At 63.8% G+C, this 20,367-nt stretch carries 23 protein-coding genes; 12 read left to right on the plus strand and 11 right to left on the minus strand.

The annotated features are described in order from the left end of the window. The coding region (locus OA2633_RS16265; protein ID WP_009802540.1) for a hypothetical protein at positions 1 to 551 on the minus strand (551 nt) is incomplete at its 3' end. Between the two features lie 95 nt (positions 552 to 646). Beyond that, positions 647 to 1,384: a creatininase family protein gene (locus OA2633_RS10580; protein ID WP_009802541.1), complete on the minus strand. Its 738-nt coding sequence runs from the start codon at positions 1,382 to 1,384 to the stop codon at positions 647 to 649. A 151-nt stretch (positions 1,385 to 1,535) separates the two neighbouring features. Here OA2633_RS10580 and acs point away from each other — a divergent pair, with 151 nt between their 5' ends. From acs to OA2633_RS10600, 4 genes are all read left to right on the plus strand, one after another. Beyond that, positions 1,536 to 3,488 carry an acetate--CoA ligase gene (acs, locus tag OA2633_RS10585; protein WP_009802542.1) on the plus strand — a complete coding sequence of 651 codons (1,953 nt, stop codon included), beginning with the start codon at positions 1,536 to 1,538 and terminating at the stop codon, positions 3,486 to 3,488. A 57-nt stretch (positions 3,489 to 3,545) separates the two neighbouring features. After that, positions 3,546 to 4,193, plus strand: a complete 648-nt coding sequence (locus OA2633_RS10590) for a hypothetical protein (RefSeq protein ID WP_009802543.1) — start codon at positions 3,546 to 3,548, stop codon at positions 4,191 to 4,193. A 1-nt stretch (position 4,194) separates the two neighbouring features. After that, positions 4,195 to 4,536 carry a hypothetical protein gene (locus OA2633_RS10595; RefSeq protein WP_009802544.1) on the plus strand — a complete coding sequence of 114 codons (342 nt, stop codon included), beginning with the start codon at positions 4,195 to 4,197 and terminating at the stop codon, positions 4,534 to 4,536. 162 nt (positions 4,537 to 4,698) lie between these two features. Beyond that, positions 4,699 to 5,364: a hypothetical protein gene (locus OA2633_RS10600; RefSeq protein ID WP_156776218.1), complete on the plus strand. Its 666-nt coding sequence runs from the start codon at positions 4,699 to 4,701 to the stop codon at positions 5,362 to 5,364. A 58-nt stretch (positions 5,365 to 5,422) separates the two neighbouring features. Here the strand turns inward: OA2633_RS10600 and OA2633_RS10605 are convergent, their stop codons facing one another. Together OA2633_RS10605 and OA2633_RS10610 are read right to left on the minus strand one after the other, a co-directional pair. Continuing rightward, positions 5,423 to 7,471: a S9 family peptidase gene (locus tag OA2633_RS10605; protein ID WP_009802546.1), complete on the minus strand. Its 2,049-nt coding sequence runs from the start codon at positions 7,469 to 7,471 to the stop codon at positions 5,423 to 5,425. Positions 7,472 to 7,572: 101 nt separating this feature from the next. Next, on the minus strand, positions 7,573 to 8,253 hold the full coding sequence (locus OA2633_RS10610) for a TetR/AcrR family transcriptional regulator (RefSeq protein ID WP_009802547.1): 681 nt from the start codon (positions 8,251 to 8,253) through the stop codon (positions 7,573 to 7,575). A gap of 128 nt (positions 8,254 to 8,381) precedes the next feature. Here OA2633_RS10610 and OA2633_RS10615 point away from each other — a divergent pair, with 128 nt between their 5' ends. The 5 genes from OA2633_RS10615 (at position 8,382) to OA2633_RS10635 (ending at position 14,358) form a co-directional block, all read left to right on the plus strand. After that, entirely contained in the window at positions 8,382 to 10,808 is a 2,427-nt protein-coding gene (locus OA2633_RS10615) for a TonB-dependent receptor (RefSeq protein WP_009802548.1), read from the plus strand. Between the two features lie 20 nt (positions 10,809 to 10,828). Further along, positions 10,829 to 12,061: a parallel beta-helix domain-containing protein gene (locus OA2633_RS10620; protein ID WP_009802549.1), complete on the plus strand. Its 1,233-nt coding sequence runs from the start codon at positions 10,829 to 10,831 to the stop codon at positions 12,059 to 12,061. Then, on the plus strand, positions 12,058 to 13,212 hold the full coding sequence (locus tag OA2633_RS10625) for an SO2930 family diheme c-type cytochrome (RefSeq protein WP_009802550.1): 1,155 nt from the start codon (positions 12,058 to 12,060) through the stop codon (positions 13,210 to 13,212). Before OA2633_RS10620 ends, OA2633_RS10625 begins: the two co-directional genes overlap by 4 nt. Positions 13,213 to 13,296: 84 nt before the next feature. After that, complete coding sequence (locus OA2633_RS10630) at positions 13,297 to 13,785, plus strand: hypothetical protein (protein ID WP_009802551.1); 489 nt, start codon at positions 13,297 to 13,299, stop codon at positions 13,783 to 13,785. An 81-nt stretch (positions 13,786 to 13,866) separates the two neighbouring features. Beyond that, complete coding sequence (locus OA2633_RS10635; RefSeq protein ID WP_009802552.1) at positions 13,867 to 14,358, plus strand: host attachment protein; 492 nt, start codon at positions 13,867 to 13,869, stop codon at positions 14,356 to 14,358. Here the strand turns inward: OA2633_RS10635 and OA2633_RS10640 are convergent. The 6 genes from OA2633_RS10640 to htpX form a co-directional block, all read right to left on the minus strand. Further along, entirely contained in the window at positions 14,355 to 14,921 is a 567-nt protein-coding gene (locus tag OA2633_RS10640) for a GNAT family N-acetyltransferase (protein ID WP_009802553.1), read from the minus strand. The two genes, OA2633_RS10635 and OA2633_RS10640, sit on opposite strands and share 4 nt — an antisense overlap. A gap of 75 nt (positions 14,922 to 14,996) precedes the next feature. After that, positions 14,997 to 15,278, minus strand: coding sequence for a hypothetical protein (locus OA2633_RS10645; RefSeq protein WP_009802554.1), 282 nt, complete (start codon positions 15,276 to 15,278; stop codon positions 14,997 to 14,999). A gap of 19 nt (positions 15,279 to 15,297) precedes the next feature. Continuing rightward, positions 15,298 to 15,894 (minus strand): phage tail protein, encoded by a 597-nt coding sequence (locus OA2633_RS10650; protein ID WP_009802555.1) that lies wholly within the window; start codon positions 15,892 to 15,894, stop codon positions 15,298 to 15,300. 117 nt (positions 15,895 to 16,011) lie between these two features. Continuing rightward, positions 16,012 to 17,490, minus strand: a complete 1,479-nt coding sequence (locus OA2633_RS10655) for a methyl-accepting chemotaxis protein (protein WP_009802556.1) — start codon at positions 17,488 to 17,490, stop codon at positions 16,012 to 16,014. After that, on the minus strand, positions 17,474 to 17,806 hold the full coding sequence (locus OA2633_RS10660) for a hypothetical protein (protein ID WP_009802557.1): 333 nt from the start codon (positions 17,804 to 17,806) through the stop codon (positions 17,474 to 17,476). The genes OA2633_RS10655 and OA2633_RS10660 overlap by 17 nt, the downstream gene beginning before the upstream one ends. A gap of 74 nt (positions 17,807 to 17,880) precedes the next feature. Then, positions 17,881 to 18,834, minus strand: coding sequence for a zinc metalloprotease HtpX (htpX, locus tag OA2633_RS10665; protein WP_009802558.1), 954 nt, complete (start codon positions 18,832 to 18,834; stop codon positions 17,881 to 17,883). A 76-nt stretch (positions 18,835 to 18,910) separates the two neighbouring features. On the opposite strand from htpX, the gene OA2633_RS10670 reads away from it, so the two are divergent. The 3 genes from OA2633_RS10670 to OA2633_RS10680 all read left to right on the plus strand — a co-directional run bounded on the left by OA2633_RS10670 (position 18,911) and on the right by OA2633_RS10680 (position 20,051). Continuing rightward, entirely contained in the window at positions 18,911 to 19,114 is a 204-nt protein-coding gene (locus OA2633_RS10670) for a DUF1674 domain-containing protein (protein WP_009802559.1), read from the plus strand. Between the two features lie 50 nt (positions 19,115 to 19,164). After that, complete coding sequence (locus OA2633_RS10675) at positions 19,165 to 19,506, plus strand: hypothetical protein (RefSeq protein ID WP_009802560.1); 342 nt, start codon at positions 19,165 to 19,167, stop codon at positions 19,504 to 19,506. 74 nt (positions 19,507 to 19,580) lie between these two features. Continuing rightward, positions 19,581 to 20,051 (plus strand): thermonuclease family protein, encoded by a 471-nt coding sequence (locus OA2633_RS10680; RefSeq protein WP_083783258.1) that lies wholly within the window; start codon positions 19,581 to 19,583, stop codon positions 20,049 to 20,051. On the opposite strand, the gene OA2633_RS10685 is transcribed toward OA2633_RS10680, so the two are convergent. Further along, positions 20,020 to 20,292, minus strand: a complete 273-nt coding sequence (locus OA2633_RS10685; protein ID WP_009802562.1) for a DUF2061 domain-containing protein — start codon at positions 20,290 to 20,292, stop codon at positions 20,020 to 20,022. The two genes, OA2633_RS10680 and OA2633_RS10685, sit on opposite strands and share 32 nt — an antisense overlap. Between the last annotated feature and the right edge of the window lie 75 nt (positions 20,293 to 20,367).

The raw sequence follows: 20,367 nt of genomic DNA on the forward strand, positions 1-20,367 counted from the left end.
TATTCTGATGCGCGTTCGAGCTTTGGCTCGAGCGTCCGCCAGGCCGCGATCAGCGGTTCGATGGCGTCGCGTTCGGTCTGAAGCACGCACAAGCCGCCGTCACGTCTGCGGTCAGCGCCAGTGAGATCGCGGTTCGGGGCGTCGCGCTCCATGTTCCAGCGCTGAAAATCCCCCACCGCAAGGTCGAACGGCAGGCGGTCATCCAGCTGCACATCGGGCGTGAAGATCACATGCTGTTCGGCGACGCCATTCTGGTTCCAGCCCACAAACACGCGGCCATCCCCGCCGCGGGCCGCAAAGGCTGTGCCGGGCTCGAGCAGGGCGGCGAACTCGCCTTCGACGGCGCCGCACAACTCACGCGCCTTGCGGTCGGTGGGGCGCAGATCGTCCCCGGCCTCTTCGAACGAGGCCTCCCCGGCAACGTCCGCGCCTTGTTGCGCAACGCCATCCGGGCCGCCGGCATAGGGCGACAGATCCGGCTCCTGGGGTTCGCCGCAGGCGGCGATCATCAGGGCAAGGGCGGACACACTGAGAAAACGCATGGGATTCATGAGATGTCTCCAGATGAAAAAGGCCGGGCCGAAATCTAGCCCAGCCCTTGCCGCTGCGGGAGGGGAATTGCGCCCTGTCGCTGAAGCTTCAAGCTCTAGCGGCTGAAGAAGGTCTTCACATCGCTGATCAGCGCCTTGCGGGCGGCGGCGACGATGGTCGCGCCCTTTTCCGGGGTGGCCTGGGCAGGGTCCGAGCCGATCCGGCCGTCCGGAAAGCTCTTGCGATAATTGTCTGCGTCGGTGAATCGGCCGTTCGGCGCGATCTTCGGGCTCATCTCGACCGTTTTGACATGCTCGGGATAGGCGTAATAGGTCACAGAGACCTCGGACGCCGTCGCATGACTGCCTTCACCGACGGGGAAGAGCGAGCGGCACACATCCATCACGCCGGGCAATTCCCACCAGTTCATCTGCTTGAGCTCATAGGGGCAGGCTTCGCCGTCATAGGACCAGTTGGCATAGCTTTCGGCGAAAGCGGCGGCGATTGTGGCGATATTGCCGCCATGCCCGTTGAGGAAGTAGATTTTCTCAAAGCCGTGCCGGGCCAGGGAGTCGATCCAGTCATTGATCGCCGCGATCATGGTCGTCGGACGCAGGGTCATCGAGCCCGGAAAACCCAGATGGTGCTGCGCGACGCCCACGTTGAAGGTGGGGCCCACCAGAATGCCCGCTTCCGCGCCGGCTTCGCGGGCGATCACTTCCGGGCAGATGGCGTCCGTGCCCACCAGGCCATTGGGACCATGCTGCTCGGTCGAGCCGATGGGAATGATGATGCCCTTGCTGGTCTTGAGATAGGCTTCCACCTCGGGCCAGGACGCGGTGTGCAGCAGCATGAAAGTCACTCCAGCCATCAATGTTGAGGCGTGACTGGATACCAGACCGTCGCGCTTCACAAGAGGGCGTAACACGTTCGTCTGCCTTGCGGTGGCCCGTCCGGCGCCGCACATCTACATAAAAGACTGACCCCGAGGGAGGAGAGCGATCATGTCCGAGACCGTCATTCCGGTTCCGCAAAGCTTCGCAGACGCCAGGATCAACGCCGAGCGCTACAAGGAAATGTATGAGCGCTCCATCAAGGATCCCGACGGGTTCTGGGCCGATGAGGCCAAGCGGCTCGACTGGTTCACAGCGCCCACGAAGATCTCCGACGTCTCCTTCTCCAAGGATGACCTGCACATTCGCTGGTTCGAGGACGGCGTCCTCAATGTCAGCTATAACTGCATTGACCGGCACCTGCCCAAGCGCGCCAACAAGGTGGCGCTGATCTGGGAGGGCGATAACCCGGCCTTCCACCACTCGATCACCTATGCCCAGCTGCACAACCATGTCTGCCGCTTCGCCAACGAGCTGAAGAAGATCGGCGTGAAGAAGGGCGACCGGGTCACGCTCTACATGCCGATGATCCCAGAAGCGGCCTACGCCATGCTGGCCTGCACGCGCATCGGCGCGGTGCACTCGGTGGTGTTCGGCGGCTTCAGCCCCGAGGCGCTGGCGGGCCGCATCAATGACTGCCAGTCCGAGTTCGTGGTCACCGCCGATCAGGGCGTGCGCGGCAACAAGGGCGTGCCGCTGAAAGCCAATGTGGACAAGGCGATCGAGCATGCTCCGGGCGTCAAGGCGGTGCTGTGCATCCGCCATACGGGCGCGGACGTGCCCTGGGTGGAAGGCCGTGATTTCTGGCACCATGATCTGGCGCTCGAGGTGGACGCCAAGTGCGAGCCCGAACCCATGAAGGCGGAGGATCCGCTCTTCATCCTCTACACCTCGGGCTCCACCGGCAAACCCAAGGGCGTGCTGCACACCACGGGCGGTTATCTCGTCTGGGCGTCCATGACCCATGAATACACCTTCGATCATCGCGAGGATGACGTGTTCTGGTGCACCGCCGATGTCGGCTGGGTGACCGGACACACCTATATCGTCTATGGCCCGCTGGCGAATGGCGCGACCTCTCTGATGTATGAGGGCGTGCCCACCTGGCCGGGGCCGGACCGCTGCTGGCGGATCGTCGCCAAGCACAAGGTCACCACCATCTACACCGCCCCCACCGCCATCCGCGCCCTGATGCGCGAGGGCGACGAGCCGGTCAGCAAGCATGACCGTTCCTCCCTGCGCCTGCTGGGTTCGGTGGGCGAGCCGATCAATCCTGAAGCCTGGCGCTGGTATCATGAAGTGGTGGGCGACAAGCGCTGCCCGATCGTGGACACCTGGTGGCAGACCGAGACCGGCGGGCATCTCATCACGCCTCTGCCGGGCGCCCATGACCTGAAACCGGGCTCGGCGAGCTTCCCCATGTTCGGCGTGCAGCCCGCCTTGATGGATGCGGAAGGCAATCGCCTGCCCGATGACGGCCCGCAGGAGGGCAATCTGGTGCTGCTGGGCAGCTGGCCGGGCCAGATGCGCACCGTCTATGGCGACCATCAGCGCTTTGTGGAGACCTATTTCTCCACCTACGACAACATGTACTTCACCGGCGACGGCGCGCGCCGCGATGCTGACGGCTACTGGTGGATCACGGGCCGGGTCGATGACGTTCTGAACGTCTCCGGCCACCGCCTCGGCACTGCCGAAATCGAGAGCGCTCTGGTCGCCCATGAACTGGTCGCCGAAGCCGCCGTCGTGGGCTATCCCCATGACCTCAAGGGGCAGGGCATCTATTGCTATGTGACTTTGGTGGCGGGCCTGACCCCGACCGAAGACACCGAGAAGACCCTCAAGGCCCATGTGCGCTCCGAGATCGGGCCGGTGGCGACGCCTGACGTCATCCAGTTCGCGCCGGGCCTTCCGAAGACCCGTTCGGGCAAGATCATGCGCCGCATCCTCAGGAAGATCGCCGAGGGCGAGTACGACAAGCTGGGCGATACCTCGACGCTGGCTGAGCCGGGCGTGGTCGAGGATCTGATCGAGGGCCACAAGGTCGCGACCGGCCAGGATTGAATATGTTAATTACCCGCTGATTGGTGTATGCAGGTCTCCTCATTGGGGAGGCCTGCCATGCTGCTAATGGTGAAATCCGTTCTGGCGTCCGGCGTGATGCTGGCGACGTTGGGCATGTGTTCCAGCGTCCAGATCATCGCGCCCTATGATGCGTCGCTGGAGCAGGCGCTGTCGGAGCGAAACGAGGAATTTGTCGAGCTCGTCGCAGCGCTCGAGAGCGATTTGAGCGATGGCGTGCCCGCCTATGCCGAGTATGAACCGCGCTATATCGCTCTGGCCGCCAGGCTCGAGACGGCGTCCACGCGCGCGCGCCTGACCAGTCTGGGCGCCGCCGAACCGGTCTGCGCCCTTCCCGAGATGATGCGCGCGCGCCTTGAGGCCCGTCTGGGCGCCAGCGCGCTCAGAACCATCGCGGCGGGATCGACTCAGGATGAAGCGGATGAGGACACGGTCCGGGGGTGCACCGCCCGGCTGATGAGCAATGTCCAGGAGCAGTTTTCCAACTTCACAAGCATGCATTATTGCGCCTCGGTCAGCCGGCCGGAGGACAGCCTTGCTCAACAGGCCTGGGACCGACGCTGCCCGGATGGGCGCCTGATGCTCAACACGCTGGTGCTGGAAACCGCCAGCGGCCAGATGAAGCAGACTCTGGAATACGCCTGGGCTGTCGAGCTCGCCAAGAAACCGTCGGGTGAGGAGAGCTAGCATGTCCCTGGATGTTGAAGCGATCGTTCAAAAGATGATGTCCTCGGCCAGTACGGCCTTTGGCGAGAAATGGAGCCAGGTCGAAGATTTCGCTGAGTCCGAGTTCAAGGCTCTGGCGACCTCCATGGTCGAGATTTCCAGGAATGTCGCGCGCCATGAGCTCGGACAGGGCGGCTATGACCTGCCCACGGGCAAGGCGCTGTTCCGAATGCACCGCTTGACGCTGGAGCAGGCCTTCGTGGCGGTGACGGCCATGGTCCTTGTGGCTGTGCAGTCCGCTCTGGACGCTATTCTGGGCGTTCTGGCCGAAGCCTTCTCAGAGCTCGTGGATCTGATCCTCTAGGCTCAGGCAGGCTTCGGCTCCGGGCCGACAGAGCCTGCTTGAAGCGGTCAAACCCCTACTTTTCATATCCCTATAATCTGTAAGCGCGCCGGGGTCGCATCCTCGCGCGCGCGTCCAGCGTCTAGATACGGCGTCAGATAACAACAGATGTTGGACGATCTCATGCGACACCTCCCCTACTGGATCGGCGGCTTCATGCTGCTGCCCTTCATGCTCTGGGCCGGGATGTTCCTGGCCTTTCCGGGCGACAAGCCCGGGATCACGGATTCTCCGCTGACTGCGGCGCTTGTGGCGGTCTCCCTGCCGCTGGCGCTGTTTCACTACATTGCCGGGCTGGGCTTTGTGGCCAATTCCATGAGCGGGCAGGCCGGCGAAGTCCTGCCTGTCTGGGGACCGGCGCGCTGGGCGCAGCGGGCGATGGCGCCCCTGACCGTGGTGCTTTCGGTGCTGGCGGTGGTGTTCCTCACTCAGGCGGGCGAGGGCTGGCTGACCGCGCTTGCGGTGGGGCTGGGCGGTCTGGTGATGGCGGGCGTCATGGTCGCCGCGCGTCGTCCCACGCGCTCGGCGGTCCTGCATGTGCGCCCTGGCGAGTGGCTGGACAGCCTTGTGATGGCGCTCGGTCGCGGCTTGCTTTACGTGCCGGTGTTGGGCGGGCTGCTGCGTGAAGCGGGGCGCGACCCGCATCGCGGCGTGCCGATGCTGCTGCTGAATCTGGCGCTTCTTATGGGCGTTCTGGTCGCGCTGTTCGGGTTCTCCGTCCTGGTGATCCCGGCATTCCTGGCCCTGCCCTTTGTCTTCTACGTGCTGCTGGTCCTGGCGGCGGGCTAGGCCATGACAAAGCCCCGGCGCCTGAGGCGCCGGGGCTCATGCTCCGTCTGTCGGCGGATCAGTTGTCGTTGGAGGCGTCTTCCTCGCTCTCGGGTTCGCCATGGGTTTCAAACCATTGGCGCAGATAGAGCTGGGTCCGCATCATGTTGGACGGTTTGGACGTCGTGCCATGATACTCGTCATTCATGGCGATGAGCATGGTGGGCACGCCGCGCCGACGCAGATTGGCGTAGAATTCCTCGGCCTGGGCCAGAGGCGTCCGCAAATCCTTCACGCCGGTCATCAACAGGGTCGGCGTCGTGACCTGATGGGCGTGCATGATCGGGGAGTGGTCCAGCCAGAGCTGGGGGTCTTCCCAATAGTGCGGACGGAAACGCTCGAACGCCCAGGCGGAAATGTCGGCCTGACCGGTGAAGGAGATCCAGTTCGTCACCGGGCAGAGCGAGGCCGCCGCGGCGAACCGGTCGGTCTGGGTCACGATCCAGGCGGTCAGCACGCCGCCGCCCGAACAGCCGGTCACATACATCCGGCTTTCATCGACGAAGCCGCGCTCCAGAACCGCATCCACGCCCGCCATCAGGTCGCCATAGTCGACCGGCCCAGGATAGGCGTTGTCGATGGCGTTTGCGAATTCGGGCGTATAGCCGGTCGAGCCGCGCGGATTGGTGTAGAGCACCACATAGCCGTTCGCGGCCCATTCCTGGAAGCGGTAGTTGAAATCCACACCATACATGGCGTGCGGACCGCCATGGATGTTCAGCACCATGGGATAGGTTTCGTTCGGATCGAAGTCCGGCGGGTAGATGATCCAGCCCTGGATCTGCTCGCCGTCAAAGGACGGGTACCAGATCTCCTCGATGTCGCCGAGCTCGACGCCGTCCAGGATGTCGCCATTGAGATCCGTCAGAAGGCGGATGTCGCCGCGCCGGTCGATCAGGGCCACATTCGGCGTGGACTGCGGCGCGGAGTGGACGGCGGCGGCGACGCCATCCTCGCTGATGGAGGAGACATAGAGCCGGTGCATGCCTTCGGTGATCTGGCGGTCAGAGCCGCCCGTGGTGATGTAGTGCAGGTCCGTCGAGCCATGATAGTTCATGGTGTAGTACAGGCCGCGGCTATCGTCTGACCAGGTGGGGTTGCCCACCCCGTCCGGCAGATCGGCGCGCAGGACGCGCTTGTCCGAGCCATCGAGATCCATCCGCATCAGATGACTGGCGGGATAATTGACCTCGGAGGCGGCGTGGCCGCTATAGACCACATAGCGCCCATTGGGCGAGACGCGCGGATTGGCCCAGTTGCCGTCGCCATCGGTCAGGGTGGTGATATCGCCGCTGGCCAGGACCACCCGATGAATATCGGACTGACGCGACGCCGCTTCGTCCTCGGGGTCCAGAATGCCGTCGAAGACAAGGCTGGCGCTGTCCGGCGTCCAGTCAAAGGAGCCTGCGCCGACGCCTGAAAACTTCGAGGTAGCGTCCCAGTCTCCGGCCGTGATCTGGCGAGGCGTGCCGCCTTCGGCGGACACTACGAACAGATGGTCATACCCGCTTTTCAGACCCTGACGATCGATGCGGTAATTCATTCGGTCGGTGACCAGCGGATCGGCCGTCCATTGCGCGCCCTCGGGGCGGGCCGGCAGGGAGATCTGCATCGCCGGTTCTAGCGGGGTCTCCGCCAGGAACGCGATGGACTCCCCGTCCGGCGACCAGCGGAACTGCTTGATCGTCAGCTGTTCATGGGTGATCTGGGATTCCGCGCCTTCCGCATCCATCCAGCGCACGAAGAGCTGGGTGTGCCCGTCCACGCCGCGAATGAAGGCCAGACGACGTCCGTCCGGAGACCATTGCGCGCTTGAGCCGCGCGTGAGGAAGCGGTGGCGTTCCCCGTCGCTGTCCATCGCCCACAATTCGCTGGCGAAGCCGTCATTGACGGCGTCCACGCGGGTGCGCGTGTAGACGATGTCCTCCCCGTCGGGTGCGATTTGCGGACTGCCCGCCTGCTCCCAGTCGAAATAATGCTCGAGCTGAAGCGTGTCGGGTCGTTCCTGAGCGGAAGCGAGCGACACGCCAGCCACAGCCAGCCCGAAGGCGGCGAGTAATGCTTTCATGAGTGTTCCCCTTGCATGCGAGGCGCTTCTTGTGGCGCTGACGCAAGCCTATGGGTCGCAAGGCAGGCAGGCAAGTTGAGGTTAATAACCCCCGGCCAGGATCAGGGCGCCGGGGCGTCTTCATCGGGCGCCGTGTTCAGGTAGAGCGACAGATAGGCTTCGAGCGCCTTCACAAGTTCGGCGAACATTTCGCTCAGGGCCTTGGGGTCGCGCATCTGGGCGCAGCGCGTTTCGATCGACATGAAGATCTCGACCGTGAACCTCGCCACCAGATCGGGATCGCCGCCAGAAAAGCCATCCTGGCCCTGGCGCCAGCGCGCGCTGAGCATGTCGGCCACATGACCGATCATCACCGCCTTGGCGTCCCGCAATTCCTGGCTGGTCTGCATCACCAGGAGGAGTTTCCAGTAGCCCGGATTCTCCATCAGGAAGAGATGCAGGCGGGTGATGATCGTGCCGGTCACCTCGCGCCAGTCATCCCAGCCGGGTTGGGAATTGGCGAGACACTCCTCGATGACCGCAATGATCTCCTCGTTCAGGTCCTCGAACAGATAGGCGAACACCGCCGACACATTCTTGAAGTAGCGATAGACCGAACTCACCGGAACGCCGGCGCGATCCGCAATCAGGTTGGTGGTGATGGCTTCGGCGTCCATCTCCTCCACCAGCTTTTCAGCGGCGTTCAGAATGGCGTCCAGACGCTGGCGAGCCCGGCGTTGTTGCGGCTTGTCGCGCAGGCGTGATTGCCGGGGCAGGGCGTCATTGGCGGGTGTTCCGGGCACAGGGCGATCCTTGGTTCTACAGGCTCTAACTAGTGTGGCTTGATCCAATTTGCAAAATGAGAATAGTATTCTGTTTCTAAAACCGGGATGAGGGAATACCCCACCGGTCTCTGGGGGAGAGGAACACCATGAAACAGGCGCTCTTTATCGGCGTATCCGCAGGCGTGATGGCTCTGGCCGCACCGCTTGCGCCGGCGACGGCTCAGGAAGGCGTGTCCAATACAGGTGTGGACACGATCACGGTCACCGCCCAGCGACGGACGCAAAGCATCCAGGACGTGCCGCTGGCCATCGAGGTGGTGACGGCGGACAATATCGATGCGATCGCCGCGACCAGCCTCAGCGATCTCGACCAGTTCGTGCCGGGACTTGATGTCAGCGGCGGCAGTCCGACCCAGCCGCGATTTTCCATCCGCGGCGTGTCCACTTCCGATTTCGGCGTAGGCACCGACCCGGCGGTCGGGGTGTATGTGGACGGCATCTACGCCGCCCGTTCGGGCGCGTCCCTGCTGGCGTTCAACGATGTCAGCCGCGTCGAGGTGATCAAGGGCCCGCAAGGCACGCTGTTCGGTCGCAACTCGGCGGCGGGCGCCATTTCGGTGACGTCCAATGACCCTAATGTGGAAGAGGTGGAGGCCGAGCTCGGCCTGCGCCTGGGTGAGAACAATCTGCGCCGGTTCGAGGGTTTGCTGAACATTCCCTTCGCCGAGACTTTCGCCCTGCGACTGAACATGGTGGTGAACCAGCGCGACGGCCTGCTGACGGATGCTGCAACCGGCGAGGATTACGACCGTCAGGATAATTGGGCGGTGCGTGGCGCGATCGGCTGGGAGCCGACGGCGCTCACCGATGTGGTCTTCCGCTACACCCGGGAGAAGCTCGATGAGGACGCGCGTCCGGCCATCGGCATCACGCCTCTGCCCGCCGCGCCGGCGCGGCCCGGCGTGCCGGTGGACCCGTCAACGCTTCTCAATCCGTTCGACACGCCCATCACCAATGACGTGACGTCCAATCTGGAAGCGCGGGACCTGGATGAGGCGTCCCTGCACATCACCCATGACTTCGGTGCGTTCACCCTGCAGTCGATCTCGGCCTTCCGGTATTTTGAAACCTCGAACCGTCAGGACGAGGACGGCACCAACCGGATCGAGCTCTATTTCGACACCAACAATATCGAGCAGAACCAGAGCTGGTATCAGGAGTTCCGGCTGTCCGGCGCCAATGATCGCTTCGACTGGGTCGCCGGGATCAGCTATTATGACGAGAACGCCACCCAGACGAGCGAGACCGACGCCTTCACGGACTCCATCGAGACCGTGTTGTTCAATCTGGGAGCGGGCACGCCCTTCACCGATCTGCAATATGGTCTGCTGATCCCTTACAATCTGCCCCAGCGTCTTCTTGGTCTGAGCTGGGACGAGTCCATGTACAATCGCGGCGATTTCTCCGCGTTTGCCGCCTTTGCGGACGTGGAGTGGCGCATCACCGACCGGTTCTCGCTGATCGGCGGCGCGCGCTATACTCGTGACGAGAAAACTTTCAGCTGGCTCAACGGCCCGCGCGTCGCGCCGGAACTGGATCAGGCCCTGGCCGAACTGGACGCCCTGGGCGTTCTGGCGCTGGCGGGCGTCAGCCCTGCCGATTTCGGCTTTGACGTGGTGTTCGACCTTTCCAGTGCGGCGGGCCTCGCCTGTGACAATGGCGTCACCGTCGCGGAGGGCGTCGTCTGCGAACGGTCAGACAGCTGGAATGATATCAGCCCGCGTCTGGTGGCGAACTTCCGGGCGATGGACAACCTGCTGCTCTTCGCGTCCTACACACAGGGCTACAAGGCGGGCGGATACAATTCGGTCGAAGTGGGCTCACGTTTCGAGAACGAGGATGTGGACAATTTCGAAGCCGGCCTGAAATGGACCGCGCCGGACAATTCCATGCGGGTCGCCGCCTCGATCTTCCACTATCTGTACAAGGACAAACAGGCCGTGCGCTTGGTCAACAATGTGGGCGGTTCCGGCGTGCCGCAATATGTGGTCGAGACGTCTGACGAGACCGGGACCGGCGTGGACTTCCAGGTGGACTGGGCGCCGCTGGCCGGGTTCGAGGCCTATCTGAACCTGCAGTATATCGATGTGACCTTTGACGAGCGGATCACCCGTTCAGGCGTCGACCTGTCCGGTCAGCCCACAGGCACGCCGGAATGGTCCATCTCGACCGGCGCCAGCCAGACCTGGGCGATGCCGAACGGATCCGAGGTCGAGCTCCTGGGCGCTTACGCCTATACCAGCGAACGCCGGTGCAATACCGAAAGCCGCCAGCAGCTCGGTTGCGCCGTCATTGGCGGCGTGCAGAACGGCGAGGCCACGCAGCGTCTGGACCTCCGGGCGTATTGGCGTGACGCCAATGATCGGCTCCAGCTTGGCGCCTACGTCAATAACGTCTTTGATGAGCAATATATCGACGGCGTGGGCACGCTGACGGCGGACACTTTCGGAACCGTGCACGCCCAGATCACTCCGCCGCGCATGTGGGGTGTGGACCTGCGGGTCCGGTACTGATTTCCGGGGAGGATGAACCAATGAAGACCATCAAGACCGCCCTTGTGGGCGCCAGCCTGCTCACCCTCGCGGCATGCGGGGCTCCGGAAGAGAGCCGTGATGTCTCCGGATTTGACCGGGTGTATCAGAACACCCTGATGAACGCCTTGCTGGATGCCCAGCCGGGCGATGTGATCGAGATTCCCGAGGGGGAGTTCATCATTGAACGCGGCCTGTCCCTCACGGTGGACAATGTCACCATACGCGGCGCGGGCATGCATCACACCGTATTGTCCTTCGCCGAACAGCGCCAGGGGGCGGAAGGCCTTCTGGTGTCGGGCGTGGAGGGTTTCACGCTCGAGAATCTCGCTTTCGAGGATACGGTAGGAGATTCCGTGAAAATCTCGGACTCCACCGATGTGGTGATCCGCAATGTGCGCGTTGAGTGGACCAATGGTCCGTCTACGGATAACGGGGCCTATGGCCTCTATCCGGTCCAGTCCACCAATGTGCTGATCGATGGCGCGGTGGCGATCGGCGCCTCGGACGCCGGCATCTATGTCGGCCAGTCGGAAAACGTCATCGTCCGGAACTCCCGCGCCGAATACAATGTGGCGGGGATCGAGATCGAGAACTGCAACAATGCCGACGTTTACGGCAATACCGCCATCAACAACACCGGCGGCATCCTGATCTTCAACATGCCCAACCTGCCCCGTCCGGGCGCCGGAACCCGGGTCTTCGACAACGATGTGTTCGAAAACAACACCAGTAATTTCGGCCATGCCGGGACACCGGTCGCCAGCGTGCCGGCCGGTTCGGGCATTCTGATCAACTCCAATGACGATGTGGAGATCTTCAACAACCGGCTGAGCGATAACCGCACCGCCCACGTGATCATCTCTTCCCTGTACACGTCGGGTTATGAGGATCTGGGCGTGACCGAGGGGTTCGATCCCTATCCGGAAGCCATCTACATCCATGACAACATCTATTCCGGCGGCGGCGGCAATCCGGATGGTCTGGAGCTCCAGGCCCTGCGCGTGGCGCTCTTCGGCCCGACCGGGCGTCTGCCGGGCGTGCTCTGGGACGGCTATGTGGATGAAGAGAAGATGATCAATGGCTCCCTGCCGGATGATCTGCGTCTGTGCGTGACCGACGCCCAGGTCGTCAATGCGGACGCGCCCAACGGCTTCTCCAGCCCGCATGTGGCGGACTCGGCGCTGTTTGACTGCACTCTCGAGCCGCGTCCGGCGGTGGAGCTGGACCTGTGATCCGCAGCCTGCTCGCGAGCCTGTGCCTGTTATGCCTCCTGTGCGCCTGCGCACAGGAGGCGCCGCCCGAACCGCCGACGCCGACCTTTGTTCCTGACGGGCGGCCCGAAGCGCTGTCAGACTGGGGCCAGCTTGCCGTCGGCGGCGGAACGCTGGTTCTGGGCGAGGCGGTGACGCCGTATCATCTGGCGACGGCGCTTTTCACCGATTACGCCCAGAAGCTGCGCACGGTCTGGATTCCGGCTGACGCCGGTCCCGCCGGCTATGACCCCGAGGGCGCGTTCGACTTTCCGGTCGGGACGGTGATCACCAAGACCTTTTACTATCCCCGCGCCGGCGGCGGTTTCGAACGCGTCCTGAAGTCGAATGACGGCATGGCGCATTACACGGATCGCCAGATCGATCTGGACGCCGTGCGCCTGATCGAGACACGGGTGCTGGTGCATCGCGAAACCGGCTGGGAAACCCTGCCCTATGTCTGGAATGCCGAGCAGACCGAGGCCTATCTCAGCCGCGCAGGAGCCTTTGTGGATCTGACCCTGGTCTCGGACGCCGGGGAGGAGGCGCTGGGCTATATGGTGCCCAATGTGAACCAGTGCGCCGGCTGTCACGAGACCGACACCACGGACGGGATCGGCGCCCGCCCCATTGGCCCGCGCGCGCGACACATGAACACCGATTTTGAGTATTTCGACGGTGTGGCGAACCAGATCGATCACTGGTCCGAACAGGGCCTGTTGCGCGGCGCTCCCCCCGCACAGGCGGCGCCCCGCAACGCGTCCTGGCAGGGGGAGCCGCCCCTGATCGGCGCAGCGCTTGATGAGGCTGCGCGCGCCTATCTCGACATCAACTGCTCGCATTGCCATTCGCGAACGGGACCGGCGGACACCTCCGGCCTGTATCTGGAAGCGGATGAACCCGTGGGGCCGCATCTGGGCGTGTGCAAGCTGCCGATCGCAGCCGGGCGCGGCACGGGTGACCGTCGCTATGACATCGTTCCCGGGGCGTCAGAGGAATCCATTCTGACCCACAGGCTCGCCAGCGTGCAGTCCGATGTGATGATGCCCGAACTGGGGCGCGCCCTTGATCATGAGGAAGGGGTGGCGCTCATCACCGCCTGGATTGATGCGATGAGCGGCGGTTGCGGTTAAACCGTCATGGTTTAGCGCTTGGCGGACGGGACAGGTTTGGGCACACTGCGGCCTCTCAGTCCTGTCCCGCTGCCGGAGCCCTCCATGTTCGTTCGCTCGATTTCCGCCTGCGCTCTCGCCAGCATCGCCCTGACCGCCTGCGCGACGTCCCAACCGGTGTGTCGTCCGGCGGATCCGATGGAGCGGGCGGCGTTCGGCGCGGTGGTCGCCCATGACCAGGCGCGCCTGGCGCAACTGATGGCCCAGGGTCCGACGGCTGACGAGGTCCGGGCTCTGGATCCGCGGATCGAGGCACAGGTCTTCGGCCAGCGCATGGGGGACACGGCCGTGCGCACTGTCCTGATGCAACCGCCCCTGTGCGTGGTGGACGGCGCCGCCAGTAATGGCGCCCGGATCAGCTATGTCTTCCCGCAAGCCCGGTTCGACGCCTTGCAGAATCCTGATCTGGAAGGGCTGGAACGTGGACGGCCCGGCCAGGACCACATCGCCTGCCGCTATGAGGAGACGGCGGAAGGCTGGCGCCTGTCGGATGCATGCCTGAGCACCTTCGCGCCGCCGCCGTCTGCAAGCTGAGCCCACGCGACCTTTCGCCGTCTGGGCGCATTGCGACGAGGGTTTACACTGGCTCATCCAACCTGATGGGAGGACGAGCATATGCCATTTCGCAAAGGTCCGCTCTGGGTCGTCGCCTTCGACGGCGGCCAGGCGAAAATCTTCCTCAAGAGCGGGGCGCTGACCGCCCCCGCGCTGGACCTGCTCAAGACGTTCGAGATCGACAACCCGCCCGATCATGAGCAGAGCCGTGACGCCGAGGGGCGTTTCGCGGACGGGGCGGGGCGCAAGGGCGGGCGCGGACTGCCCGCCGGCGTGGCCGTGGGCGCGTCCAGGGTTGAAGGCCAGGATGCGCACGAGCAGGCCGAGACCCGGTTCATTGCAGAGTTGATCGCTCATCTCAACGCCAGGGCTGACGCGGATGCGTTCGCCGAGCTGGTCGTGCTGGGCGCGCCTCAGGCGCTGGGCGTGGCGCGACCATTGATGAGTTCTGAGCTGAGTTCGCGCGTTCGGGTCGAGGCCGCCAAGGATGTGGTTGGTGCGACGCCCGAGGACATCGCCATGCATGTCGGCCAGCTGCTGCGGCCGGATTAACGCGACCCGGCCGGCGTGGCTGTCACGTCCCGCCATTCCATCTCGAGGAACGAGCCAGCCCCGGGCGAATTGTCTGTTCGCGTCCCCAGTTCGCGGAAGCCGAGACGCGTGTAGAGCTGGCGCGCCGGGTTCATGGGATGGACCTGCAAGGTCACGGGCATGCGCTGGGCGGCCGCCTGGGCGCACAGGCTGCGGATCAGGATCTCGCCGATCCTCTTGCCGCGATAGGGCGGCAGGATATTGATGTCGAGCAGGCGGATTTCATGGTCGCGGAAGTCGGCGTACAGGCGTCCGATCGGCTGCCCGCACCACTCGATCACTGCGTAATGGGCCAGCGTGAAGGCATTGAAATAGACGTCGTGCTGGGCGCTGTACTGCTGCTGGTAGATCGTCTCGATCAGCGCATCGTCCACCTGACCCTTGAGCGCCTGGAATTCCCAGGCGCGGCCGGCGTCATGGACGGATTTGAGAAACGCCTCGTCCCGGGCGGAGGCTGGCCGCAAATGCAGGTCCAGCGGGTTCACATCGGCGGAATTGGCGGGTCGGGCGTGAGTCTGGATCATGCGTCAGTACCGGTCAGCGGTCAGTCAGGGACAAGCTTTCGCCCCGGGCCGCAAGGCCCGGGGCGACAGGGCGTCTTAGTTGAAAACGATTTCGAATTGCGCGCCCTTGGGGGACGCAATCCGGTGCACCATCAGCTCAAGTTCGCCGATCGCGTCATGCTGGACCGGGACCACATCCGCCAGTTTCAGGGCTTCGGGACCTGAGAAGATCAGGCTGAACGGAGCGCGAAAATCAGGATGGGGCGCGTCGCGGGTGTCGATTTCCTTCAGAACCAGGGTGTGATTGTGAGCCAGAGTGAAGTTCTGGCCGACCAGCGGTTTGAAATCGTCAACGGTCAGGTTTTCAATGGGTTTCATGGCTTGGACCTCCTCGCGCCTAGGACCGGCTCGGATAAATGCCGTACATGCAGATCTGATAGTTCAATGCCTGATAGGGCGATTGAACGAAGAGCGACTGGCCGCCGCCGGTGTTGTAGGTGGTGCCGGAGACCGACACGGGCTGGCCTGGAATCGGAATCGGACCCATGCTGCCCGGCGGGGTGGAAAGGGTTGTTGAATAGGGCCGCACCGAGCCGCTCGTGACGCCAAGATATGCGCCATCCGGATCCGAACCGATCGCCGCGTCAGAGGAAACCGGCAATTCCGTCGTGGTGGGCTGGGTTGAACCGACCACGCTGAAGGTGTGGCTGTGCGGCGGCAGGTTCACATTGGTGATGGTGGAGTATTCAACCCCGCCCATCTGCCCAAGGCTCATGGGATTGAGGCCCGGGCCATTGCCCCAGCCAGCCGGAGACCGACCCCGCAGATCCGGCAGTCCGAACGTGCTGGTCGCGTTGCCGCCGAAATTGTCGCCCAGCAGCGAGAACAGCGCACTGTACTGCCCCACCGAGAGCAAACCGCCCCAGCAGGCGCCCCAGTTGCGAATGACGAAATTGCACCCGAATGGGGTGATCATGGACATGAATGCTTCCATCTGTCCCTCCCTGTTATCAATGAAGGGGAGAGTGACAGACAGATTTTCGCCCGCAACAAGAATTTCCCCCTTTTGGGGAAATTCTTGTCAGATAATATCGTGTTGCGGGTGCGAAGCTCAGGCGGCGCTGTCGAGATCGGTGCGGAACTTTCCAAGCTCCTGGGAGAGGTGTCGCGCCGCGGTCCGCAATCCTTCCGCCGCTTCATCGAACTGACCGGCAGCCTGGGTGGCGCGTTCCGCCGCGCCCGTCACGGCCGTCACCTCATTGCTGACGCGACTGGTGGACTGGGCGGCGTCGGCCGCCAGACGGGCGATCTCGTCGGTCGCGCTGGATTGCTGGCTGAAGGCGTCACGCGCGCTGGAGGACGCATTGCGGATCTCGCCAATGGTGGAGCCGATCTGGGTCAGCGCCGAGCTGGCTGCATCGGCGGCCTCACGCATGGCGTTGATCTTCTTGTGAATGTCCTCGGTGGCCTTGCCGGTCTGGTTGGCGAGCTCCTTGACCTCGCTGGCGACGACGGCGAAGCCCTTGCCGGCTTCGCCAGCGCGGGCGGCCTCGATGGTGGCGTTCAGCGCCAGAAGGTTGGTCTGCTCGGCGATATCACTCACCAGCTTGGCGATGTCCTCGATCTCGCGGGCCGCTTCATGAAGCTCCTTCATGGAGCCGTCTGCCCGGCCGGCTTCTGATTCCGCGCGAACGGAAATCTCGTCGGCGGTCGTAAGGGTGCGAGTCACCTCGGCAATGGAGGCGGCGAGCTCCTGCGCGGCAGAGGCCACAGCCTCCACATGGCCGCTGGTCTGATAGGCCTGATCAGAAGCCGATCCTGCACTGGCCGCGGTGGCGTTGGAATCCGTGCGCAGCTGGTCAGCCAGCGCGCCCAGCTCCGAGGAGGCGTTCTGCAAGCGATCCAGAACGCTCGCGACGGTCTGTTCAAAGGCGTTGGCGATGCCGGAGATGGTCTGGCGCGACTGCTCGATCTCGGCCTGACGTTCCTTGTCGGCGTCAAACAGCTGGCGCGCCTGGATGTTGGCGGCTTCGGCTTCCGTGACCGCCTGATCGGCGTCAGTCAGCGCCTTGGAGACCGCCTGGGCCAGCCACAGCAGAACGGCCGTCTCCGCGATGACGACAACGGCGTGGAACAACACGCGCAGTATGTCTCCTCCGCCCGGGAAGACTGCGGAGGGCAGGATGAAGTTCAGACCCAGATGGTGAACCGCGGTGACCCCTGCGGCCGCCACCAGCGCCCGCCAGTCGCACATGAGCGTGACCATCGCCAGCGCGGCGAAGAAGGTCATGTGCATGTCGATCTGCCAGGCCTGGCCGCCCATCATGTAGGTGAGCATGGCGGGAAACCCGACCATGCCGGCGCCGACGACCATGCGGCTGGAGGCCTGGCGCGGCGCAGTCTTCCACACAAAGGCGGACATGCCTGCGATCAGGCCCAGCATGACAGCGCCAAATATGGCCTTCCCGGGGTCCAGGAAGACGGCCTTCAACAGATAGAGCGGGATGGCGGCGAACTGGATGCCGACCAGGACCATCATGGCTTTGGTCTGCAGTTGCTCGAGACGGGTCATGTCAGAGAATTCCCCCATTCTGGGATCCAAGTTCCGAGCAGCCGCCCAGAATGACCGGATCCGCAATGATCCAGGCCCCCGCAGCACGCAGTTCGGCGGGGCCTGACGCTGGCGTCATGTTCACGATGACCGCTCCGGGGACTGCGCCGAAGCGGACGAGTTCCGCGCCTGCGTCGGATATCCGGCGTAACTGGTCAGCGCGACTGAGTGACGGATTGAGTAAGACCGCCGCCTGGCCCTGTTCAGGCGCGGAGGCGATGGCGCCCGTAAAGGGCGCGCTGGTGATGAGCGCGACCATCAGGCCGAGACAGATCTGGGGCGGTGACAGGCGCATTCCACTCATTCCCATGCATAATAACATTCAGGAATGACTGAAGAAGATTAACCCAGTATTGAGCTATTTGCGTCTCAACCCCAGGGCCCGCCATAGTTCCCGCCAGAAGATGCGTCTTTGCCGCCAGCCTCGCTCCAGGGGCCCAGATCGCCCCAGGGACCGGAGGCGGAGCCCGGCGCAGCGCCGCCCATCCGACGCAGGCGCGCAATGCGATTCGCGGTCGCCGGATGAGTGGAGAACAGATTGTCAGCGCCCTGCCCATTCAAGGGGTTGATGATAAACATGTGCGCTGTGGCCGGATTGCGCTCGGCCGCAACATTCATCGTGCGCCGCGCGCCGCGTTCGATCTTCTCGAGCGCCGAGGCCAGCCAGAGCGGATCACCGCAAATCTCGGCGCCGCCCTTGTCTGCGTCATATTCACGCGCCCGCGAAATCGCCATCTGGACCAGACCGGCCGCCATGGGCGCCAGGATGGCGAGCGCCAGCGCTCCCAGAAAACCGCCGCGATCGCGACCGCCGCCAAAGAACAGCGCGAAGTTCGCCAGAAATCCGATGGCGCCCGCGAGGGTCGCCGTCACCGTCATGGTCAGCGTGTCGCGGTGGCGGATATGCGCCAGCTCATGGGCCATCACGCCCATCACTTCCTGCCGGTTCAGCGTTGCCAGAAGCCCGGTCGTCGCCGCCACGGCCGCGTTGTTGGGGTCGCGGCCTGTGGCGAAGGCGTTGGGCTGGTCGCTCTCGATCACATAGACCCGCGGATAGGGCATGCCTGCGCGTTCGGCCATGCCGACCGTGTCGGACGCGAACTGGCGAAGCGCCGGATTGCGCTCCTCGGGCGTGATCTCGCGCGCGCCATGCATGCGCAGCACCATCTTGTCCGCATTCCAGTAGGCGAACAGGTTCATGCCGCCTGCGATCACCAGTGCGATCAGCGCGCCGCCGCTCCCGCCGATCAGATAGCCCACGGCCATGAACAGGCCGGTCAGGGCGGCGAGCAGAATGAAAGTGCGAAGCGTGTTTGCGGTCATTGATGCGGTCACCTGTCTTGGCGGAGCGCGCTCCGCGACTTAGGTAAATGGGCGCGAGACAAAAGGACCGCAAGTGATGAGCGATGCACAAACGCCTGAACCGGACGAGCCCCGCAAACCCCTGAGCGAGGCGGCGAAACGCGCCCTGGCCGAAGCCGAAGAGCGCCGCCGGCAGGCGGAGGCCGATGCTGAACGGGAAAAGGAGCTGGGCGGCCCCAAAGGCCCTGAACCCACCCGCTTTGGCGACTGGGAGAAGAAGGGCATCACCTACGATTTCTAGCCGCGCCTGTCCTGGCTTCAGTCTCTTCGGGACTGTGCTATATTGAAACGATGATAACCCTGCTCGCCTTCACCCTGATCACGGTCGAGCCCGCCCAATTGCTGGGCGGCCAGGAGGATGTGCGCGAACAACAGCCTCAGGGCGTCATCGTCTATGAAGAGCAGGCTTATCGCGCCGAAGGGTCTTATGAGCGGTATCGTCATGAGCGGTCCCGCTTTGGCGGATACGCCGACGCCTTGACCGCTGCGCCCCGCAGACCCGTGCAGGCCGGCGACCCCGTACAGCTGGATGAGGCCTTCTTTCAGGGCCCGCTCACAGGCGGCGTCGGCGGCGAACCGCCGCGCCTGATCGTGGTCCGTCATTCCGGACATCCATATTACCGCTGGCGGTAGGATGTGAGCGCAGACGCCGGCCTGACGCGCCAGTGTCGCTTTTCTGAATCTGATAATTTTCCTATATTGGCGACATGATCGGAATTATCGCCAGTATCGCGAGCGCTTTCGCCTCAACACACCTACAGGCTGCAGACCGGATCGCCGGGCCTGTCGCTGCGGATGTGGTCGAGGTGATCGACGGCGACACGATCGCCGTGCGCGCACATATCTGGCCGGGGCATATCGTGGAGACGCGAGTACGGCTCGACCGCGTGGACACACCCGAAACCCGGCGCCCCGATTGTGAGGCCGAGCGCGAGGTGGGCCATCGCGCGACCGCGTTCACCCGTGACTGGCTGGCTCAGCATCCGTCTGTGACCCTGCATCAGGTGCGGCTGGGCAGTTTTGCGGGTCGGGTGATCGCGGACATGCAGGATGAGCAAAGCCATCAAAGCCTGTCGGACGCGCTGCTGGAGGCCGGACTCGCCACACGCTATGGCGAGGACGGACTCTGGTGCCAGAACTCGTCTGTCAGTGGGCCGACGCCGTCGCGTCCACGCTAGGCGCAGGGGCCCGGTTCCAGGCGCGCTCGTGCAGGGTGTAGGCGACCGTCTGCACGGCCGGTTCGATGAGGCCGATCGCCAGCGCCGCCGTCCAGCTGCCCGTCAGAACGAAGGCGACGCTGATCGCGACCACCAGGTGCATAAGCCCATAGGTGACAGGCTTGAGCGCACGCAGCGGCATGGAGACCGGAAAATCTAACAGCAGGCCCTTGCGGGGGATGGCGTTCAGGATGACGGACATCGGGGCTTCCTCATGCGAACCATTCGCAAAAGAAAGATAGAAAACCCACGCTCATTTGTCACATGAATGCTTCTG

The organism is Oceanicaulis sp. HTCC2633 (assembly GCF_000152745.1).
Classification (GTDB): domain Bacteria; phylum Pseudomonadota; class Alphaproteobacteria; order Caulobacterales; family Maricaulaceae; genus Oceanicaulis.